The sequence below is a fragment of the Pseudomonas sp. LBUM1664 genome (assembly GCF_059695895.1).
The window spans coordinates 1,226,362-1,246,009 of sequence record NZ_CP166791.1; the positions used below are offsets into that span (position 1 = coordinate 1,226,362).

Consider the following 19,648-nt stretch of genomic DNA (forward strand, 5'->3'; position numbering starts at 1 on the left):
TCATGGCGCGTGTACGCTACCTCGATCGAGAGGACCTGGCACCTGAATATCAGGACATGCCACGCATGAAATCCAACATCACACGTGCACTCGCCAACAGCCCACGGGGTGCCCGGCATGTGGCCGGCACCGGGATGTACCTGCGGCACGAGAGCAAGCTTAATCCGCGCTTGCGCGAGCTGGCGATTTTGCAGGTGGGGTACTCGACGGGCAGTGAGTACGAATACGCCCACCATGTCGATGTCGCGTTGTCGTTTGGTGTCAGTGAGGCGGACATTCTGGCCATCGCCGCCGACAGTGCCGGGCAGGAGTCGTCACTCGATCCGCTCGCTCGCGCTGTCCTGCAGGCAACGCGCGAGATGACGCAGCAGCTGAGCTTAAGTGATGAAACGTTCGCGGTTTTAAGTGAAGGGCTGGATGCCGAATCGCTCATCGACTTACTCATCGCCATCGGCGAATACAACGGCATGGTTCGAATCATGGCGGCTCTTGAGATCGATCTGGAGCCGGAATTCATGACGTATCTGGAGCGCTTTCCGCTTCCTGCCCGTAACGAGTGAAGTGCAAAATTCCATTAGAAAAGGGGGATAACGATGGACTTGGGACACGTGGGTATTCATGTGCGCGATTTCGAAGCCATGCTGGGCTTCTATCAGCGCGTGTTCGGTTTTGTCATCAGTGACATTAAGCGCGGCCCGGAGCGGTCGATTGTTTTTCTGACGTCAGAGCCCGAGGTGCATCACCAGTTCGTCATCGCCAACGGTCGGGATGCCGATGATCATTCGCGAGTCATCAATCAGATCTCCTTTCGCGTGTCGAGCCTTGCCGAGTTGAAACGCATCGGTACCGCTCTCAAGCGCGAGGCGATCGAGGACCTCGACATCATCACTCATGGGACGGCATGGTCGATTTATTTCCGCGACCCCGAGGGAAATCGGGCGGAGGCGTTTGTCGATACGCCGTGGTATGTCGACCAGCCCTTTCGGGCACCGATCGATCTGGATCAACCCGAGCAAGTGTTGCGTCAAGGGACAGAGGACTTGTGCCGTACGCTACCTGGGTTTCAGAGCATTGAGCAATGGCGGCTCAAGCTCGTTCAGCGCTTCGAGGCAGCGAAGGCTCAATAACCTTGCCGACGGTGACGAGCGTCGGCCAAGCCTGCGCAGCGCGGCAGCCGTAGATACTTACGGCCGTCGTCTCCAGTCTCTCATCAAGATTTTACTTCTGATCATCGGCGGCTTTGGCCTTAAGCCGCTGGTTTTTGGCACGCCGTTTCAACACTCAAGAGCCTATAGATTCACACTGCGGACACTTGCGCGGCGTGCCTGGCAGCTCGGCTCCATGGCCTCTAATGTAGGGACATCGCAATGAGTCCTGGAGTAGTTCGTGAGCTTAAACGCAAAGGCGGTAATCATAGGTGCGTATGAGCACCCTGGCCGAGACTTACCGGATCGGTCGGCACAGCAGATTCACGCGGAGGTGGCGTTGGGCGCGCTCGCCGACGCCGGGCTTCGGCTAGAGGATGTCGATGGCTTTTTTTGCACCGGCCAGCTCGGGTTTGGGGCCATCTCGCTAGCCGAATATATTGGCCTTAAAAACCTGCGTTATACCGATTCGACTTTTACCGGCGGATCGTCCTATCTGTGTCATGTCGGCCACGCAGCGCTCGCAGTGGCAAGCGGCAAGTGCCGTATCGCATTGGTGACACAAGGCGCGCGGGTTCGCGGCATCGTACGCAGTGCGAAGTTGCCGCCGGACACGCCCGAGTATGCCTTCGAGGCGCCTTACGGTGAAACCAACATCGGGATCTATGCCCTGGCCGCGCGGCGGCACATGTACGAATACGGAACGACGGCGCGCCAACTCGCTGAAGTGAAGGCGGCCGCTTCGTTTCACGCTCAATTCAACCCGAACGCCCTGCTGCAGAAACCGGTCACCATCGACGAGGTGCTCGCTTCACCTTTCGTCGCCGATCCGCTGCGTCGGCTCGATTGCTGTGTCGTCACCGATGGCGGCGGCGCGGTGATTGTCACGACCCCGGAGGTGGCAGCCGATCTGAAGCGCCAATCGGTCAAGATCCTGGGTCATGGCGAAGCGATCAAGCACACCATGAGTGGACGTTTGGACATGACTTACACCGCCGCGGTGTGGTCGGGCCCAGCGGCCTTCAAGGAAGCGTCCGTGACGCCGGCTGACATCGATTACGCCTCCATTTACGACTCCTTCACCATTACGGTGTTGATGACCTTGGAAGATCTTGGATTTTGCAAGAAAGGGCAGGGTGGCGCGTTTGCGGCTGACGGGGCGTTGCGCGTGGGGGGGCGACTTCCGATCAACACCGATGGCGGTGGCCTGTGCAACAACCACCCCGGCTATCAAGGCGGCATGATCAAAATCATCGAAGCTGTTCGACAGCTTCGCGGCGAGGCCCATCCAGAAGTGCAAGTCAAAGATTGCAAACTGGCACTGGCGCACGGTACGGGCGGCGGCATCTCGCGCCTGTGCAGTGCGACATTAATTCTTGGTCGAGGTGATGCATGAATGGCTCTGAACTGCCGGCGCCTTCCCCGCTCGTTGTCCCGGAAACCAAACCTTTCTGGGATGGGACGAAGGCTGGTCGGCTGATGCTGCCGCGCTGCCAACAGTGCAGCTTTGTCATTTGGTATCCGCGGCAATTCTGCCCGGAGTGTGGACACACATGCGTCGAATGGTTTGAGGCAAGCGGACGCGGCTCGATCTACAGCTTCACGATTGTTCGCCGTGGCGAAGGCGCGTACCGCGAGACACCGTCTTATGTGCTCGCCTTCGTCGACCTTCAAGAAGGCCCACGGGTGATGACAAACATCATCGACTGCGATCCCGCGCAACTTCAGATTGGTCAGTCCGTCAGCGCAGTGTTCTGCGATGCGGGAGATTCAGCCGCGTTGTTGCGTTTCCGCCCCCTCCTTACTGAGTAAGTATCAATGACAAAAATATTCTCCACCCCCGAGGCCGCCGTAGCCGATATTCCGAACGGCTCCAGCGTCGCCATTGCCGGCTTTGGCGTGGGACATAGCTATCCGAACAGCCTGGTGATTGCCCTGAGAGACCAGGGCGCGCGCGACCTGTGCCTGGTCGCCAACTCCCTGGGTGCCGGTGAATACCGGCCGGAACTGCTCCTTGAGAATGGGCAAGTCAGTAAGGTCGTTCTGTCTTTTTCGGCGCGCCCCGGCCTTCCTTCTCTCGTGGAGCAACGCGCCTCTGCCGGTGACGTGCAGCTGGAAATGGTACCGCAAGGGATTCTCGTTGAACGCTTGCGCGCGGCGGGTGCCGGGCTGCCAGCCTTCTACAGTCCAGTGACCGTGGGCACTCCGTTGGCAGACGGCAAAGAGTTGCGCGAGTTTGACGGCAAAGCGTACGTGCTTGAAAAAGCACTGCCGGTTGACTACGCCCTGGTGCGGGGTTTCCGTGCGGACGCCAATGGCAACGTTGAGTTTCGCGGCAGCAGCATGCATTTTCATCCGAGCTTCGCAAAGGGCGCGCGTGTTGCCATTGTGGAGGTTGATGAAATTGTTGAAGTGGGAGCTATCCCACCGGAGCGAGTGGGCTTGCCTGGCATCTTCGTGTCTCGGGTCGTGGTCGCCACCAAGAAAGTGGCGATACCCAAGGGGGCGCTAGGGCGTCGGGCCCCAGACACCCGGCGTGAGTACTTTGGCAAGCCAGCGCTCTCGCGGCTGGAGTTTGCTCAACGAGCCGCAGCGCTGTTGCCGGAGCACGGTTACGTCAACTTAGGCTCCGGCTTACCGACATTAGTGGCCTCACATATCAGCGGGCGCAGCATCACGCTCCACGCTGAGAACGGTGCATTGGGCTATGAGCTGCTCGACGACTCCGGGGTACCTGATCCTGATTTTTTCGACGCCGCTGGCGGCTTCATTGACATGCGGCCCGGTGGCGCATTGTTTGACAGTGTTGTGTCGTTCGAGGTGGCCCGTTCCGGCAAGCTTTCGGCTGTGCTTCTAGGCGCGTACCAAGTGGCACAAAACGGCGATCTCGCCAATTGGAGCGTACCGGGTCAGGTCGGAGGTGGCATTGGTGGCGCGATGGATCTGATCGCTGGCGCAAGTAAGCTCATCATTGTGATGGAACACAGCGACAGCAAGGGGCGCTCCAAGCTCGTACGTGAATGCAAATATCCGCTTACAGCGCCTCAGTGTGTCGATGTGATCGTGACTGACCTCGCGTTGCTGGTGCGTCGAGGCAACCGGTTTGTACTCGAAGAAATCGCTCCGGGCTTCTCCGTCGCTGAAATCCAGGAGTTGACCGATATGGAACTGTTGATCGCGGACAACGTTCGCGTCATGCAGCCTGACGCCAAACCTGTGTGATGCAACCTCGCCGCAGCGGTGCAATGCTGCTGTGGCAAAGGCAACGGATAGCGGCGATTTTGAATTTCATTTCGGCTTTTGCCCATGCCTCGGACACCCTCTAGAGGGTGTCCGCACGCTGGTTTTCTTCACGCCGAGTGTCGACAAGGCGCGCTTGCCGAACGATTGACCATCGAGTGGGAATGACTTCGGTCCGTCCCCCTAGTGCAAGGTTGCAACGGACCGTCGGAACAGCACCAGACTCACCGAGAGAAATGTCACTCCCATCACCAGGACCGTCAGGAACTCTTTCCAGACGATGCTCAGGTCCGCACCTCGATAAACGATCGCCTGCATGAAGCTCACATAGTGCCGTGACGGGAAAAACCATGTCACGTACTGGACCCATTGCGGCTGACTCTCGATCGGCGACATGCCGCCCGATAGCATCATCATCGGCATCACGGCCATAATCATCAAAAGCGCGAATTGCGCCATGGTGCGGGCGAGTGTGCCGAGGAAAATCCCGATCGCCGCTGTGGCGAAGACGTAGATGACGGTTCCAAGCACCAGCAGACCACGCGAGCCGGCAATCGGAACGTCGAGCAGACCCTCGATCACGAATAAAAGCGAGCAGATGAAGCCGAGGATGATCACCAACCCGTTCGACCACACCTTGGCGAGCGCAATCTCGAAGGCCGTCAGCGGCATCACCAGCAGGTGCTCGATTGTGCCGTGTTCCCGCTCGCGCAGGAGCGCCGCGCCGGTCAGGATAATGATCAGCATCGACAACTGATCGGCGAGGCCGACGATCGCACGGAACCAGGATTGCGTGCCGTTCGGATTGAAGGCGCGGCGGATGACGAGATCGGAGGAGAGACCGGTGGTTTGCTCCGTCTCCTGCCGGTAGTGCTCGACCTCGTCGGTCACCATGCTCTGGATATAGCCGGCGCCCAAGGACGCCTGCTGGACGGCGGTGGCGTCCACGTTAACCTGAACTTCGATATCGCGTCCTTTACGCACGTCCGCTTCAAAGCGTGGAGGAATGACGACGACGAGGGTGTAGAGACCTTCGTCCATGGCGCGATCGATATCGGCGGCGCTGATCATTTTGGCCGTCTGGAAGTAAGGAGGATAGAAAAGTCCGGCAATCGATCGCGAGAGGCTGGAATTGTCTTCGTCAACGATTGCCACGGCGGCGTTGTTGACGGTCTCGCCGGCTCCAGTCGACTGCATATAGATACTGAAGCCGAAGGACCAGACGATGAAGAGGATCATCATCACGTCCTTCGAGAGGGTGCGCAGTTCCTTGGTGCCGAGCCAGAATATGTTGTAGAGGCTGCGCACGTTATTTCTCCTGTTTGCGCAAGAGGAGCGCGGACAGCAACAGGAAGGCCGGGCAAAACAGGGCCAGCGACAGCAGATCGGTAGCCATGTCGCTGAAGCCAAGCCCCTTGGTGAACGCGCCGACGCTCATATGCATGTAGTAGCTCGTGGGCCAAAACGACCCCATGAGGCGTGCACCACCCTCCAGCGTCGAGACGGGCTGCATCATGCCGGAGAATTGCATGGTCGGCAGCAATGACAGCACCGCTGCGGCGAACACCGCTGCCACCTGGCTCGACGTGAAGGTCGAGATGAACAGCCCGTAGCCGGTGGCCGCCGCGACATAGAGAAGCGCGCCGAGGGTCAGCGTGAGACCGTCGCCCTTGAGCGGGACCTCGAAGAGGAACAGTACGGTCGCGGTCATGATGAAAAAGTTGATCATGCCGACGCCGATATAGGGCAGTTGCTTGCCGATCAGGAACTCCAGCCGCGTTGTGGGCGTGGCGTAAAAGTTCGTAATTGTGCCGATCTCCTTTTCGCGGGCGACGCTGACGGCCATCAGAATGGCGAGAAACATCATGAGCAGCATCGCCGGCACGGACGGCCCGATCGAATAGATGCTTTCGGCCGTCGGGTTATAACGGTAGCGGACCTCGAGGCTGGTCGTCGGAGCTGAGCTCGTCGGGGCGCTGGACTCCCTGTCTCGCTGTTCGGAGAAGGCATTGTGTGCCTGCTCGACATAGCCCTCGATGGTGGCGGCTCGCGAGGTATTGGCGCCATCGATCCAGGCCGCTACCTGCCAATCCGAGCCGCGTTTCACCAGGCGCCCGAAGTCCGGTGGAATCTCGATGGCAAGCGTGATGTCGTTTGACTTCAGGCGCTGTTGCATTTCATCGACGCTGCGGATCGGCGTCTTTTCGGTGAAATATTGCGAACTCGAGAAATTGGCGAGATAGGCCCGGCTCTGCGGCGTGTTGTCGTGGTCAAACACCGCGTAGGTGAGATTGTTCACGTCGCTGGAGACACCGAAGCCGAAGATCAACAGCATGATAAAGGAGCCGAGGAAGGCGAAGATGAGCCGCACCGGATCGCGCATAAGCGACAGCGTCTCGCATTTGGCATAGGCGAGGAGGCGTCGCAGCGGCATGAAGGTCGAGCGGCCGGGCGACGAAACCTCGACTGTCTGCAGGATCTGCACCTGGGCCGTCGCCGATTCGGGCGTGGACGAAGAGGCTACGGCGTCTTCGATATAGGCGATGAACGCCTCTTCGAGATCCGCGCCGCCTTTGGAAGCGATGACGTTCTGCGGCGTGTCGCATACGAGGACGCGCCCCGCGTGCATTAATGAGATGCGGTCGCAACGCATCGCCTCGCTCATGAAGTGCGTGGAGACGAAGATCGTGACATTGCGGCTTCGCGACAGATCGCCGAGCAGGCGCCAGAACTCGTCGCGTGCCTGCGGATCGACACCCGAGGTGGGCTCATCGAGGATCAGCAGCTCGGGGTCGTGCACAATCGCCACGGCCAGAGAAAGGCGTTGCCGCACTCCGAGCGGCAGCGAATTGGCTTCAGCGTCGACATAATCGACAAGACCGACATCGACCAGGAGTTTAGCGATACGGTCCTTAATGTGGTCCGCGGTCAGATGAAAAAGGCGGGCATGAAGAAGGAGGTTCTGCTGAACGGTGAGTTCTCCATAGAGTGAGAACGATTGCGACATGAAGCCAACGCGCTGGCGGATCGACAGGTCGTTGGCATCGACCGGCTTTCCACATACCTGGGCCTCTCCCTCGCTCGGCGCCAGCAACCCGGTCAGCATCTTCATGGTTGTTGTCTTGCCGCAGCCGTTCGAACCGAGGAAACCGAAGATTTCTCCGCGCTCGATGGCGAAGCTGACGCGATCGACCGCGGTAAAACTGCCAAAACGGCAGGTCAAATTTTTCGCGACAATGACCGGTGCCTCTGTGCTCGGTTTGCGTGGCGCAATGACGAGGCGCTCAGGCGCCGATTTTTGTCCTGGCTGCAGGGCGACAAAGACTGCTTCGAGGTCCTGTTCGCCGGTCTTCTCTCGTAAATCATCCGCTGTGCCGCAGGCGAGTACTTTTGCGTGATCCATCACGATGAGCCAATCGCAATAACTCGCCTCATCCATATAGGCGGTGGAGACGACGACACTCATCGTCGGCCGCTCGCGCCGCAGATCACCGATGAGATTCCAGAACTGTCGGCGCGACAGCGGATCGACCCCGGTCGTCGGCTCGTCGAGAATGAGAAGATCGGGATCGTGAATGAGCGCGCAGCACAGCCCGAGCTTTTGCTTCATGCCGCCCGACAGCTTTGCGGCGGGCCGATCGAGAAAGGGGAGCAGGCCGGTTGCGGCCGCTAGGCGAAGAATGCGCGCTTCACGTTCCGACGCGGACAGACCGAAGAGCGTTCCGAAGAAGGCCAGGTTCTCGCGGACGCTGATTTCCTGATAGAGATTCTTGCCGAGTCCTTGTGGCATGTAGGCAATGCGTGTGCAGACGGAACGGCGATGTCGTGCATTTCCCATGCTGCCGTCGAGGACCTCGATCGATCCGGTCTGCTGCTTCCGCGCTCCGGCGATCAGGCCCAGAAGCGTGGACTTGCCGGCGCCATCAGGGCCGATGACGCCCACCATCCGGCCGCTCGGCAGTTCGAGCGACACATCGTCGAGCGCGCAGACCTTGCCGTAGACATGGGTCATGCCGGAAATCTTGGCGATCGGTGCTACGCAAGCCACCATCGTCAATCTCCCGCATCAACAGGGTCATCCTGGATACGCTTTTGCAGGTTGTCCGGCCAATTGGGCGGGTTCGGATCGAGGCGCACATAGCCGAGGCCACGTGCGCCCGTCTTCACCTGTTCGACGTGACGCTCGACGAGGCTTGGCGGTATGCGCAGCTTGACCCGGAACATCAGCTTGTCGCGCTCACTGCGCGTTTCGACCTGCTTGGGCGTGAACTGAGCTTCTGGAGAAACGAAGCTCACTTTAGCTGGGACGGCGAAATCGGTACCGTCGAACTGAATTCGCGCTTGCGACCCAATGGGTATGCGCATGGCCTGCTCGGAGGGGAGGTAGATCTCCATGTAGATTTCCGACAGATTGATGATCGTCAGGACCTTGCCACCCGCCGAAAGGACTTCCCCGGGATTGGCCAGCCGATAGAGGACGCGACCCCGCACCGGCGCCAGGAGGATGGTGTCGGCGATCTGGGCGTCGATCTGATCGACCAGGGCTTGTGCGGCCGTGACCGAACGCTCGCGCGCTGTCACGATCCTCTGCGCGGCTTCAAGGACGGCGCGTGCGGAATCGTGTTCGCTCTGCGCCTGATCGCGGTCCTCTTGGCTGATCGCTCCGGTTTCGACGAGCTTAAGGGCCCGGCGAAGATTTGCTCTCTTGAGGATCAGTTCTGCCTGCCGTTGAGTGACGGTCGCCTTCGCCTCGAGCATAGAGGCTTCCTCTGAAGCCACGTCGGCGGCGTATTTGGCGCGCTGGGCCTGCAACTCCGCTGTATCGATGCGCGCCAACACTTGTCCCGCCGTGACGAGATCGCCTTCCTGGGCTAGCACTTCCCGGATGCGCCCGGCCGACTTCGCGGCGATGTCGACCTGGTCGGATTCGATGCGCCCGTTCCCCGATACCAGGCCCTCGGGCACCTTGTCCTGCTGGCTCTGCCACCAATACCAAGCGCCACCGACACCGGCTGCCAAAGCAATTGCAAGGAGGATAAGGACCCTGGCGGAAATACGCCGTCTGACAGGTTTTGCATCGTTACTCGGGATGGTCGTCACGATCGAATCCTTGGGCGTGGAGTGGGCACGCTAAGCGTTTATTGGGCTGCGCGCATGTACCTGTCGAGCTGCGGGAAGGAAATCGGATCGCGTGTTTTCGTCAACGGTGTCCTGTGAATACCCAAGTCAGTCTGTTCCATGGGATGTTGCCCATTAACCGCCGGGCATAGCGTTGATCTTTATCAATCAATTGAGCTGTATCTGGGCTGGCCATGGCGTCATGGTCGGCTGCGGCGTTATCGGGGTTTCGACGAGTTATTCTTACTGAGTAAGGCATTTGCGAATATAGCTAGAAAGTGTCGGGAATTTATCGGTGCGGATACCAGGCGGCCTCGCAACGATCAAGACGATGCGCATGGCGAAGGTCGAGGTCTATAACGTCCGAATGGGATATACGTAGACGGGAGGAAGTGCTGCGACTTTCTCGTCGCTGTCCTTCGGTCCTATGCCATCGAAGAAGATGCTTACGATAAGCCTGACGTGTGCCGCCAACAGTTCGTCCGGCGGACGGAAGTTCGAGACCAGGGTATCAAACTGGGTGCCCGGCGCTGTCAGTCGAATCAGCAGTGCGGCATATCGCTCTGGGTCTTCGACACGATAACCGCGGGTATTGGCCACCTCGACGATGAGAGATGCCAAGATCCGGATCACGTCCGGCATTCCCGACTGAACCTGCTCAAAAATGGCCTGCAACTCGCTGCGTCTATCAAGCTCGGCAATGAGAACACGGAAATAGGCGGTCAGCTGAGGAGCCGACGCAGCCTTGACCACCTCGATCAGCGCGATGATGAGTTGCTCTTGCGGATCGGCTACCGATCGGCTTTCGACCACGCTGCCCAGGTCGATCGCGAAGTCTGAAGCGGCCTCTGCCATGACGGCGTGGAACAACTCGAGCTTATCCGAGAAGTGTGCATAAACCGTTGTCTTTGAAACGCCTGCCTTGGCGGCCACTGCGTCCATGGACGTTCGCTCGTACCCGTTGGCCAAAAGAAGATCGACGGCGGCGGCCATGATCAACTCTCGTTTTGATCTGGAAATCTGGATTTGCGGGTGGGGCATTATTCAGGTCCTAGCATGAGTGTTGCATTGGGAAGGACATCACGGAGAGCGCCGACCGTCCGGCCTTATAGCTTAAGCGGGGGGCGAATCAAAGGCTTAATCCACAGCCTTGCTCCAGAGAAACGCAATCTCCTCACCTTCGGCAAAAAGCAATTGACAGGGCTGTACTGTACAGTACAGTCTTGGGCTAGTCGAAGTTCTTGATCAAAAAAATAAGAGGAGCTGAAGATGTCCAGTAATGTATCGCCAATGCTTTGCATGCCGCCTGCGTCCAGTGGTCCGAAGGGAGGGCCACAACAGTGAGCGGATTCAAGATCGTCAACGGCATCGCTGAGATCAGTGATCCCGCCATCTATATGAATTGGCTTGATAACGATGAGTTCAAAGCCGCTGTCGCGGCCGACCCGTCGCCAGAGCGCACCGCGATCAAGCGGTTGCTCATCGAGTTCGAAGCCGACCTTTCCCGAATAGTCCGTGACAATGTGGTGCAAGAGCGGGTCGCCGAGGTGATGACCAAGTACATCACCGAGGATTACATCCAGCACGACCCGAACGCGTTCGGCCACGGCCGTGACAAACTCATCGAGCAATTCCGGCTTGTGCCCATAGCCGGTTCGACACCGCCGCCCGTGGTGAGTGTCATTCTCGACGGAGAGGTCGGCTGCATCATGATGCGCGAACTCGCACCCGATCCAGTCGTGCCTGGCGCAACCTACGAGTGGAATATCCTCACCGTCTTTCGGGTCCACAACGGCAAGATCGCCGAGCACTGGAGCACCTTCCGCAAAGTGGTGCCCGGACAGAACCCGATGGGAAATTGAGAATAGGGTCTACGGACGAACCGTCGTGCACTCGGTCTAGCGCCAGGACCTCGTCCCTGACCCAGCCTGACTCTCAACCACAATAACAACGTAGAGTAAAACTGATGACCTTGGACATTACACCACCCGTAGGAGGTCCCCCTTCGGGATTGCCGCCGCTGGGAGGGCCTTCGGTCCGCCAGCCGAAGTTTTCCGAGTCACCTTACCTCAGCGAGGTTGGGCGTCGGATGCGCGATGAAATCCTCGAGATGCTGCCGCTGTTGCGCAAGCACGCGGCCGAAGGCGAGCAACTCGGGGCGCTGGCGCCAGCCACCCTTGAGGCCGTCCACCGCGTAGGTGCCTTTAAGATTACGATCCCGATCGAGCTTGGAGGGTCCGCACTGGGCGCACGCGACTCGGCGGAGATCGTGAAAGCGCTCGGTCAGGGCGACGCCTCGGCGGGCTGGCTCGTGATCGTCTCGAGCGCCGCCAGGAACGCGCTGGGCTTCGACCCGAAGGCTCGCGATGAAGTCTTCGCCTGCATCAGCGACTGGGTCGGGCCAATCATGTTTGGCGCCACAGTCTTCGCACCGAAGGTCGGCGACGGCCGTAAAGTCGACGGCGGCTACATGGTGAAGGGGAAATGGTCCTTCGGCAGCGGTAGCAAACATGCAGCTTGGGGCGCAGTCGGATTTGAATACGACGATGCGGCAAGCGGAGAACGCCGCCGCGCGATGGGGATACTCTCGCACGACCAGTATACGATCGTCGACGACTGGCATGTCATGGGTCTGCAGGCGACGAACTCGAACAGCGTCCGAGCGGATCAGGAAGTCTTCGTGCCGGACTACCGCACCGTCCACACGAACGACCTGCCGCGACTGACGGAAGCGTTGCGCGGAAAGTACGCCGGAATGGCCTTCAAGCACAGCACGATTGGCAGCATGGTCGCCATGACGTGTTCCTTCGCTGCACTGGCGGTCGGTATCGCAGAGGGTGCCCTGGACTCGTTCCTTGAGCAGGCGGCGAAGCGGCCACCCTTCAACCTCCCGTACAAGACGATGTCGCAGATGGCGACAATCCAAGTCGTCGCTGGCAAGGCCCGTGCCGTCATCAACGGGGCCAATGCGGTGCTCTGGCGTCATGCCGACGAGATCGACCGGCGGGCGGTCGCACAGGAGGAGTTCTTCCCGTGGGATGAGCCTGAGATCACGATGGACCTGGTCCATCAAATCCATGAGTGCCTGCGCGTGGTCGACGGCTTGTTGCTCGCACTCGGCTCATCCGCTGTCGCCCTTAGCAATCCGCTCCAGCGCGCCGTACGCGACATCCATGTGCTGGCGACGCATGGTGCGTTCCGCATTGATCCGATGGCTGAAATCACTGGACGGGACCTGTTCGGTCTTGAGCCTTTCCCGATGATGGTTGCCCTCAGTTCTCCTCCTCCGGGTGCCGGTTCGCCGCAGGTTCCGCCGTCAGCGGGAATGCCACCTCGTATGCCGCCTGGAGGGATGCCGCCTCGTCCTTAGATCCGCTGCGATCGTGCTCAAACGCAATCACCAATAAAAATAACTGAAGCGCGGCATCACCGACGCCCGCGTGCATTGAGTTCAAGGAGTTCCTATGTCTCAAGCGAATCTATCTGTAACGACGGGATCTCCCGCTACGCCGTATCCAGGTGGGGCAGCAGCGACGCGCGACGGCGCACCGAAGATTAGTTGGAAACAGTACTTTGCCGACTTCATGAGGTCGTCCGGTCGAGCCAAGGCTGCACTCATCGGCAGTCTGATTCTCGTGGCTATGGGGCCGGCCGGTCTCTCGGCGCTGACACCGTTCGTGGTGCCAGCATTTGCAATGAAGACAGGCACGCCGCCGCCGGAAGCGATCCTGCTCTTCGTCACCCTGCCACTGTTCGTCGGCCCGCTCGTCCTGCCTATCGCCGGACGTTGGGTCGATCGGCTAGGGGCTCAGCGGGTTGCTCTCCCGGCGCTGATTCTGTACGCGATCACCACGGCGATCATCCCCCTGGCTGTGGGGACGACCTGGCTGCTGGGAGCACTCCTGATTCTCGCGTCGACCTTCGGATTCGGTGCAAGCCTGGGGATAGCATTCAAGGTTATCTCTGGGTGGTTCCCCGAGCACCGCGGGATCGGTTTTGGCCTCGTCGGCGTAGCGTCCAGCCTCTTCAGCGCCGTCTTCTCCCCGCTGTTCCAGTGGCTCGTGAACGGCAATGCACCGGCGCTGCCCCCGATGATGCCGGGTATGAGCGCCGGCGCGCCGCCGGGTGAACTTCCCGTAGGCGCGATTCCCGCCGTCGACCCATCTGTGTTTGCCGGATTCGGTTGGGACGGCACCTACTATGTGATTGCGATCGCGATCGCCGTCATCGGCATCCCGGCTGTCCTGTGGCTCATCAGCGAACCGAAGACAGCCGCAGCAGCGGTCATGCCGAAGACCGTGGATGCCAGTCTGCCCGGCGTGCCGTTCAAGAAGGCGGTTTCGACGCGTGCATGGATCTCCATCACGCTGTTTCTCGCATTAGCGGCCGCAGGACCGATTGCGCTACGCCTGAACGCAGTGGACTTCTACGGCCAGGCCGGCATCGATTCGGCAACGGTCTCTCTCGCGCTGTCCGTGCTCTTCAGCACGTCGGTCCTCGGGCTGCTCGCCGCCGGGACTGTCCTCGACCGAGCGAGCCGTCCCTGGGTCGCGGCGGTGCTCCTCGCAGCAGTGCCAATTGGTCTGGCGCTCGCGCTCGTCAATAGCGGCTCTGTTGTGCTCCTCTACGTCTCCATGGCGCTGCTCGGTTTCGCAACCGGCGCAGAATCGACACTGGCTCCTACATTGATCGCCAGGTACTTCGGACTGAAGTCCTTCGGCGCATTGCAGGGTCTGACCCTCGCGATCACCTCGCCGGCGTTGGCGCTGTCTCCCTTCATCGTCAGTGCGACCAAGGCAAGTTCCGGCAGCTACACCGTTCCTCTCCTGATGCTTATCGCAGCCGGTGTGATCGCGGTCATTCTCGCGGCGATGCTCCCGAAGTTCCCCAAACCATGGGGGCTCCAACCGCCTCAGGGGGAGACGGTGCCTGATCGGATGACAACGACCTCATAACCGCCACGGTCGGCTGGAGGGATCCAGCCGCCTGCGGTGTCGGCAGACCAGCGTGCTTTCTTGCGCGGTGCTGTTGAGGCCCGTTCGGCATTGAAGCTTTTACGAGTCGATGGCCTAGAGGTTAGGGCCGATCGGATAGATGTAGGTATAGGGCAGTGCTGCGACTTTCTCGGCGCTGTCCTTCGGCCCTATCCCATCGAAGAAGATGCTTACGATGAGCCTGACATGCGCCGCCAACAGTTCGTCCTGCGGGCGGAAGTTCGAGACCAGGGTATCGAATTGGGTGCCCGGCGCTGTCAGTCGGATCAGCAGTGCGGCATATCGCTCTGGGTCTTCGACACGATAACCGCGGGTATTGGCCACCTCGACGATGAGAGACGCCAAGATCCGGATCACGTCCGGCATTCCCGACTGAATCTGCTCAGAAATGGCCTGCAACTCGCTGCGTCTATCAAGCTCGGCAATGAGGACACGGAAATAGGCGGTCAACTGAGGGGCCGATGCAGCCTTGACCACTTCGATCAACGCAATGATGAGTTGCTCTTGCGGGTCGGCTACCGATCGGCTTTCGACCACGCTGCCCAGGTCGAGCGCGAAGTTTGAAGCGGCCTCTGCCATGACGGCGTGGAATAGCTCGAGCTTATCCGAGAAGTGCGCATAGACCGTCGTTTTTGAAACGCCGGCCTTGGCGGCCACTGCGTCCATGGACGTTCGCTCGTACCCGTTGGCCAAAAGGAGATCGACGGCAGCGGCCATGATCAGCTCTCGTTTTGATCTGGAAGTCTGGATTGGCGGGTGGGGCATTATTCAGGTCCTACATGAATGTCGCATTGGGAAGGCGCTCACAGAGAGCGCCGACCGTCACCGGCCTTATAGCTTATAAGCAAGGGCGAATCAAAAGCTTAGTCCCATGGGCGCCCTTCAGAGAAACGCAATCTCCTTAGCTTCGGCAAAAAGCAATTGACACAACTGTACTGTACAGTACAGTCTAGGGCTGGCTGAAGTTCTTGGTCAAAAAAAATAAGAGGAGCTCACAGATGTCTAGCAATTTGTCGCCTATTCCCGGTATGCCACCTATTCCCGGTGGGCCGAATGTCTCCGGGATGCCACCCTCAGGAATGCCTCCAATGCCCGGTGGTATGCCGCCTCCAGGAATGCCTCCAATGCCTGGTGGTATGCCTCCGCCTCCTCCAGCAGGGCCGGTCGAGTCGCAATGGTTGACCGCTTTGGGCCGCGAGATCCGGGATAAGGCCAGGGCACTTATTCCTCTTATTCGGGAGCAGGCGCGCGAAGGCGAGAAGATTGGTGCGCTGACGCCGGATGTTCTCAATGCGCTCGAAGCTATCGGCATCTACAAGATGGCTATGCCCACTGACTGTGGCGGCTACGCGCTGGGAACGCGGGATCTGGTCGAGATTATTTCGGTGCTGGGCGAAGCAGACGGATCAGCCGGATGGGCTGGCTTCGTCGCGGTAGGGGTGAAAAACCTGCTGGCTCTCGATGCCGAGGTTGTCAACGAAGTTCTTGAAGATACGCGAGACTGGGTCGGCCCGACCGTCGTTGGCGCATCCGTTTTCGCAACAAAAGTCGGCGATGGTCGCAAGGTCGACGGCGGCTGGATGGTGAAAGGCCGCTGGGCGTTCGGCAGCGGATGCAAGCACGCCAGGTGGGCGATGTTGGGGATCACGTACGATCCGAAGACCGCAGGCGGCACCGGGCGTGGCGTCGTCGTCGTCGATCGTTCGAAGTATGAAATCATCGACGACTGGCATGTCATGGGATTGGCGGGCAGCGCCAGCAATAGCCTGGCCATCGCCGAAGAAGTATTCGTGCCCGATCATCGCTTCCTCGACCTGTCCGAATACCCTGTGCGCTTTCAGCATCTGCACACCCGTTATCAGGGCACCGCTTATCAGCAGCGCGGGCTCGCCATGCTCACGACTGTTTCCTTGTGCGACATGTCGATTGCCCTCGGCATGGCCCGCGGTGCACTCAGCTGCTTCGTGGAGCAGGCCAAGAAACGCCAGCCTTTTACACTTCCCTATCCGACAATCGCAGACATGGCGTCGGCGCAAGTCGCTGCCGGCAAGGCACTCGCCATGATCAACGTCTCCGCGGCCGTGATCGAGGGCTATGCCGATCAGGTTGATGCCAGGACAGCAGCAGGCCTCGACTTTACGCATGAGGAAGACTCGGAAATCAGCTTGAACCTCGCTTACGTTGCCAGCCTTTGCGAAGACGCCATCAACCTGCTGCAAAAGACAATCGGTTCATCGACCGTGTCGCTGAGCAACCCAATCCAGCGCTTCGTCCGCGACGTTCGCGTCCTGAGTTCGCACGGCGCCGTCCGACTGGATCCGCAAGCCGAGGTCAATGGACGGCGGCTGTTGGGTCTCAAACCGTTCCCCATGTTCGCCGGCGCGGTGCCGGAACGTTCCAATACTGAAGAAAAGGGGCAGTAAGGACATGAGTGATTTCACCATTATTGACGGCATCGCACAGATCCACGACCCCAAGCTCTATGAAACCTGGTTGGACAGGGAAGATTATCTGGCGGCAGTGTCGGCATCGCCATCCCCGCAAGTCGCCGCGACAAAACGCCTGCTCATTGATTTCCAAGTTGATCTTGCCAAGATGGTTCGCGCCAAGACGGTCGAGGAAGATGTCGCCGCAATCATGACGAAATACATCGGCGACGAGTATATCCAACATGATCCCAATGCTCTCGGCAATGGGCGGGACAATCTGATTGAACATTTCCGAAAGGTACCTCTGGATAGAGGCACGGCCCCTCCGGTGGTGAATGTGACCGTCGAAGGGGAACTGGGGTATGTAATGTTTAGGCATCCGATGCCAGACCCCGTTGCGCCAGGGCAGACCTACGACTGGTACATCCTCACCGTCTTTCGGGTACGGGGTGGAAAGCTCGTTGAGCACTGGAGTGCCTTCCAGAAAATGATGGCGCCCATGATTCCGAAACCGTCGGCCTAAGCGAAGTCGGCGGCCTAACGCGACATTTACGGTCAGACCTGGCGATAGTCTGCCTGACCCTGCTGCAACATCTGAGAATAGGGTGAAGAGCAGGGCGGTGAACTCAATATAGGTCGACGCCGTAATGTCGCTACCCGTCGGTGGGGCCCGCAATAGCTGTTTGCGAACCCGTAACGAACCAGAAGTAACGATGCGTTTCCTGCATCGGATTCATCAGTCTCTCGTGCAATTGAAGGCGTGTATTAATAAAACTAATAAAAACCAATAAAAAAGGAACAACGTTCCATGGGACAGGCACAGATTTCTTCTACTTCTGCGTTTCAAAAAAAAACATTGCGGGCCTATTTTGCGGACCTGGTTGGGGCACCCAGACAAGCCCGTATGGCTTTGGTGGGATCCCTGATCTTGATGGTCATTAGCCCTGCAGGTTTTTCGGCAATTACCCCCTTCGTGACTGCTGCCTTTTCGGCAGCGACACATCGAGCACAATCTGAAGCGATTCTGATTTTCGTTGCGATGCCGCTGTTGCTCGGTCCGCTCATCCTGCCGATTGCAGGCGCATGGGTGGACCGCTGGGGGGCGAGAGCCGTCACGATTCCGGCTGTGATTCTATACGCGGCAACCACGGCGCTGATCCCCCTCGTCGGCGAAACGCTGTGGTTTCTGGCGCCTATGATCATCCTGGCGGCGATGTTTGGTTTCATGTGCAGCCTCGCCGTGGTCTTCAAAGTCATAACCGGCTGGTTTCCAGAGCATCGGGGGATCGGATTTGCGCTGATTGGCATCCTTTCAAGTTTTACCGGGGCAGTATTTTCGCCATTGTTCCAATGGTTGATATATGGGAGCGCGGGGAGCGACGGATTGGTTTCTGCTCTCGGCCAACTCGGTGGCATCGGTTGGAGCGGGGCCTACTTCGTAATGGCCGGCTTAATCGCTGGGCTGGGCATTCCCTCAGGGCTCTTTCTTATCTCAGAGCCCACCGGCCGATCGCCTGACAAGCTCCTTCCCATGCCCGTACCGTCACTGCGTAAGAATGATGCGCCCGGCATACCCCTCAGGGCCGCCATCAAAACAAGGACCTGGCTATCGATCACATTCTTTCTGGCGATCACGGCGGCGGGTCCGATGACCGTCCGACAAAACTCCGTTGATTTCTTCCAGCAACGTGGCTTTGATTTAGGCGACATCGCACTTTCGCAATCCATTCTATTCATGGCTTCGATATTGGGTCTGTTTATCGGTGGCACGGTCCTCGATCGCAGTCGTCGGCCCTGGATCATCGCGCCCTTGCTCGCGATGGTTCCGATCGGTGTGGCCATCGCTTACGTCAATCAAGGCTCGGTGCCTTTGTTGTATGTGGCAATGGGCGCACTGGGGTTTGCCACCGGCGCGGAGTCAGCACTTGGTCCCTACCTGGTCGCTCGCTATTTCGGACCCAAAGCCTTTGCACAACTTCAGGGTTTAACGCTGGCAATCTGTTCGCTGTCTTTTGGCCTGACGCCTTTCATTACCAGTGCAGTAGCGCTAGAGGTCGGAAGTTACTTCATCCCGTTTGCAGTCCTGACTGGGCTTATGATGATCGCGGTGATGCTGGCGGCGCTCCTACCGGATTACCCGCCGGAGTGGCCAGTCCCCGTTGACATATACGCAAAGTAAACAACCCGTATTCATGCGTGAATGATGAGCCATTGTGGCGAGGGAGTTTGCTCCCTCGCCACAAAGCGCCCAATGCTATTCACTTAAGGAAAACGGCGCTTTTTCCTGGAGGGAAGTCGCCGTTTTTTTCTGGGCTGAGTTGGAGCTGGGTTGGGGTACATATCCATTTTCGCGGTAACGGCGACTTAAGGTTCCGCCCTTACGGCGGGTCACTTTCGAAAAGCGCGAAAGTAACCAAAGCGCTTTTAGCTGGTCCGGCATTCCGGCTCTTCCAAGAGTAACCCGCTGTAAGAGCGGAACCGCCAGCCGCCGTTGTCGCAGAAATGGATAGACACATCACTCCTGAAATCCCGCCCGGAAAAGATAGATACCTATGCCTCGGAACGGAAGATCAAGAAACCTCCGGTCACCGCTTAAGTGAACAGCATTGCGCAAAGCGCCATGTTGTTCATTGAGCAAGTGCAACGAATGCGTAGCGAGGGGGCTTGCTCCCGTTTGACCGGGCGGGTGACCGGGCTGGCGCTCCAGTGCGAAGCACTCAAA

Annotated in this window: 16 protein-coding genes; 11 read left to right on the forward strand and 5 right to left on the reverse strand. The window is 59.0% G+C overall.

The genetic code is table 11. The features are described 5' to 3' along the window. Window positions 1-2: 2 nt before the first annotated feature. From ACA047_RS05800 to ACA047_RS05820, 5 genes are all read left to right on the forward strand, one after another. Entirely contained in the window at window positions 3-560 is a 558-nt protein-coding gene (locus tag ACA047_RS05800) for a carboxymuconolactone decarboxylase family protein (RefSeq protein ID WP_497357482.1), read from the forward strand. A gap of 33 nt (window positions 561-593) precedes the next feature. Beyond that, the gene (locus tag ACA047_RS05805) at window positions 594-1,127 is read left to right on the forward strand and encodes a VOC family protein (RefSeq protein ID WP_497357484.1); all 534 of its coding nucleotides are present in this window, start codon (window positions 594-596) and stop codon (window positions 1,125-1,127) included. Between the two features lie 259 nt (window positions 1,128-1,386). Continuing rightward, a complete protein-coding gene (locus ACA047_RS05810; RefSeq protein ID WP_497357486.1) occupies window positions 1,387-2,541 on the forward strand; it encodes a thiolase family protein in 1,155 nt (384 codons plus the stop codon). Beyond that, window positions 2,538-2,957, forward strand: coding sequence for a Zn-ribbon domain-containing OB-fold protein (locus ACA047_RS05815; protein WP_497357488.1), 420 nt, complete (start codon window positions 2,538-2,540; stop codon window positions 2,955-2,957). The genes ACA047_RS05810 and ACA047_RS05815 overlap by 4 nt, the downstream gene beginning before the upstream one ends. Window positions 2,958-2,963: 6 nt before the next feature. Continuing rightward, window positions 2,964-4,367: a 3-oxoacid CoA-transferase gene (locus ACA047_RS05820; protein ID WP_497357490.1), complete on the forward strand. Its 1,404-nt coding sequence runs from the start codon at window positions 2,964-2,966 to the stop codon at window positions 4,365-4,367. Window positions 4,368-4,568: 201 nt separating this feature from the next. Here ACA047_RS05820 and ACA047_RS05825 read toward each other — a convergent pair whose 3' ends face one another. The 4 genes from ACA047_RS05825 to ACA047_RS05840 form a co-directional block, all read right to left on the reverse strand. Beyond that, window positions 4,569-5,693, reverse strand: coding sequence for an ABC transporter permease (locus tag ACA047_RS05825; protein WP_497357492.1), 1,125 nt, complete (start codon window positions 5,691-5,693; stop codon window positions 4,569-4,571). 1 nt (window position 5,694) lies between these two features. Beyond that, complete coding sequence (rbbA, locus tag ACA047_RS05830; protein WP_497357494.1) at window positions 5,695-8,436, reverse strand: ribosome-associated ATPase/putative transporter RbbA; 2,742 nt, start codon at window positions 8,434-8,436, stop codon at window positions 5,695-5,697. Window positions 8,437-8,438: 2 nt separating this feature from the next. Further along, window positions 8,439-9,485 carry an HlyD family secretion protein gene (locus ACA047_RS05835; protein WP_497357496.1) on the reverse strand — a complete coding sequence of 349 codons (1,047 nt, stop codon included), beginning with the start codon at window positions 9,483-9,485 and terminating at the stop codon, window positions 8,439-8,441. Window positions 9,486-9,857: 372 nt separating this feature from the next. Further along, complete coding sequence (locus ACA047_RS05840) at window positions 9,858-10,496, reverse strand: TetR/AcrR family transcriptional regulator (RefSeq protein WP_497357498.1); 639 nt, start codon at window positions 10,494-10,496, stop codon at window positions 9,858-9,860. Between the two features lie 347 nt (window positions 10,497-10,843). On the opposite strand from ACA047_RS05840, the gene ACA047_RS05845 reads away from it, so the two are divergent. The 3 genes from ACA047_RS05845 (at window position 10,844) to ACA047_RS05855 (ending at window position 14,458) form a co-directional block, all read left to right on the forward strand. Further along, window positions 10,844-11,365: a hypothetical protein gene (locus ACA047_RS05845; protein ID WP_497357500.1), complete on the forward strand. Its 522-nt coding sequence runs from the start codon at window positions 10,844-10,846 to the stop codon at window positions 11,363-11,365. A gap of 227 nt (window positions 11,366-11,592) precedes the next feature. Further along, window positions 11,593-12,873: an acyl-CoA dehydrogenase family protein gene (locus ACA047_RS05850; RefSeq protein ID WP_497357502.1), complete on the forward strand. Its 1,281-nt coding sequence runs from the start codon at window positions 11,593-11,595 to the stop codon at window positions 12,871-12,873. A 94-nt stretch (window positions 12,874-12,967) separates the two neighbouring features. Further along, window positions 12,968-14,458, forward strand: coding sequence for an MFS transporter (locus ACA047_RS05855; protein ID WP_497357504.1), 1,491 nt, complete (start codon window positions 12,968-12,970; stop codon window positions 14,456-14,458). Window positions 14,459-14,572: 114 nt separating this feature from the next. Here the strand turns inward: ACA047_RS05855 and ACA047_RS05860 are convergent, their stop codons facing one another. After that, window positions 14,573-15,214, reverse strand: a complete 642-nt coding sequence (locus tag ACA047_RS05860) for a TetR/AcrR family transcriptional regulator (RefSeq protein ID WP_497357506.1) — start codon at window positions 15,212-15,214, stop codon at window positions 14,573-14,575. Between the two features lie 407 nt (window positions 15,215-15,621). On the opposite strand from ACA047_RS05860, the gene ACA047_RS05865 reads away from it, so the two are divergent. The 3 genes from ACA047_RS05865 to ACA047_RS05875 all read left to right on the forward strand — a co-directional run bounded on the left by ACA047_RS05865 (window position 15,622) and on the right by ACA047_RS05875 (window position 19,105). Continuing rightward, a complete protein-coding gene (locus tag ACA047_RS05865) occupies window positions 15,622-16,920 on the forward strand; it encodes an acyl-CoA dehydrogenase family protein (RefSeq protein ID WP_497357508.1) in 1,299 nt (432 codons plus the stop codon). A 4-nt stretch (window positions 16,921-16,924) separates the two neighbouring features. Further along, window positions 16,925-17,449 (forward strand): nuclear transport factor 2 family protein, encoded by a 525-nt coding sequence (locus ACA047_RS05870; protein WP_497357510.1) that lies wholly within the window; start codon window positions 16,925-16,927, stop codon window positions 17,447-17,449. A 285-nt stretch (window positions 17,450-17,734) separates the two neighbouring features. Next, the gene (locus ACA047_RS05875) at window positions 17,735-19,105 is read left to right on the forward strand and encodes an MFS transporter (RefSeq protein WP_497357512.1); all 1,371 of its coding nucleotides are present in this window, start codon (window positions 17,735-17,737) and stop codon (window positions 19,103-19,105) included. Window positions 19,106-19,648 lie beyond the last annotated feature (543 nt).

What these genes read in the sequence shown, in the direction of transcription:
- ACA047_RS05800 (WP_497357482.1), top strand. Translation starts at nt 3, where the DNA reads ATGGCGCGTGTACGCTACCTCGATCGAGAGGACCTGGCACCTGAATAT.
- ACA047_RS05805 (WP_497357484.1), top strand. Translation starts at nt 594, where the DNA reads ATGGACTTGGGACACGTGGGTATTCATGTGCGCGATTTCGAAGCCATG.
- ACA047_RS05815 (WP_497357488.1), top strand. Translation starts at nt 2,538, where the DNA reads ATGAATGGCTCTGAACTGCCGGCGCCTTCCCCGCTCGTTGTCCCGGAA.
- ACA047_RS05820 (WP_497357490.1), top strand. Translation starts at nt 2,964, where the DNA reads ATGACAAAAATATTCTCCACCCCCGAGGCCGCCGTAGCCGATATTCCG.
- rbbA (WP_497357494.1), bottom strand. Translation starts at nt 8,436, where the DNA reads ATGGTGGCTTGCGTAGCACCGATCGCCAAGATTTCCGGCATGACCCAT.
- ACA047_RS05840 (WP_497357498.1), bottom strand. Translation starts at nt 10,496, where the DNA reads ATGGCCGCCGCCGTCGATCTTCTTTTGGCCAACGGGTACGAGCGAACG.
- ACA047_RS05850 (WP_497357502.1), top strand. Translation starts at nt 11,593, where the DNA reads ATGCGCGATGAAATCCTCGAGATGCTGCCGCTGTTGCGCAAGCACGCG.
- ACA047_RS05855 (WP_497357504.1), top strand. Translation starts at nt 12,968, where the DNA reads ATGTCTCAAGCGAATCTATCTGTAACGACGGGATCTCCCGCTACGCCG.
- ACA047_RS05860 (WP_497357506.1), bottom strand. Translation starts at nt 15,214, where the DNA reads ATGGCCGCTGCCGTCGATCTCCTTTTGGCCAACGGGTACGAGCGAACG.
- ACA047_RS05865 (WP_497357508.1), top strand. Translation starts at nt 15,622, where the DNA reads ATGCCTGGTGGTATGCCTCCGCCTCCTCCAGCAGGGCCGGTCGAGTCG.
- ACA047_RS05870 (WP_497357510.1), top strand. Translation starts at nt 16,925, where the DNA reads ATGAGTGATTTCACCATTATTGACGGCATCGCACAGATCCACGACCCC.
- ACA047_RS05875 (WP_497357512.1), top strand. Translation starts at nt 17,735, where the DNA reads ATGGGACAGGCACAGATTTCTTCTACTTCTGCGTTTCAAAAAAAAACA.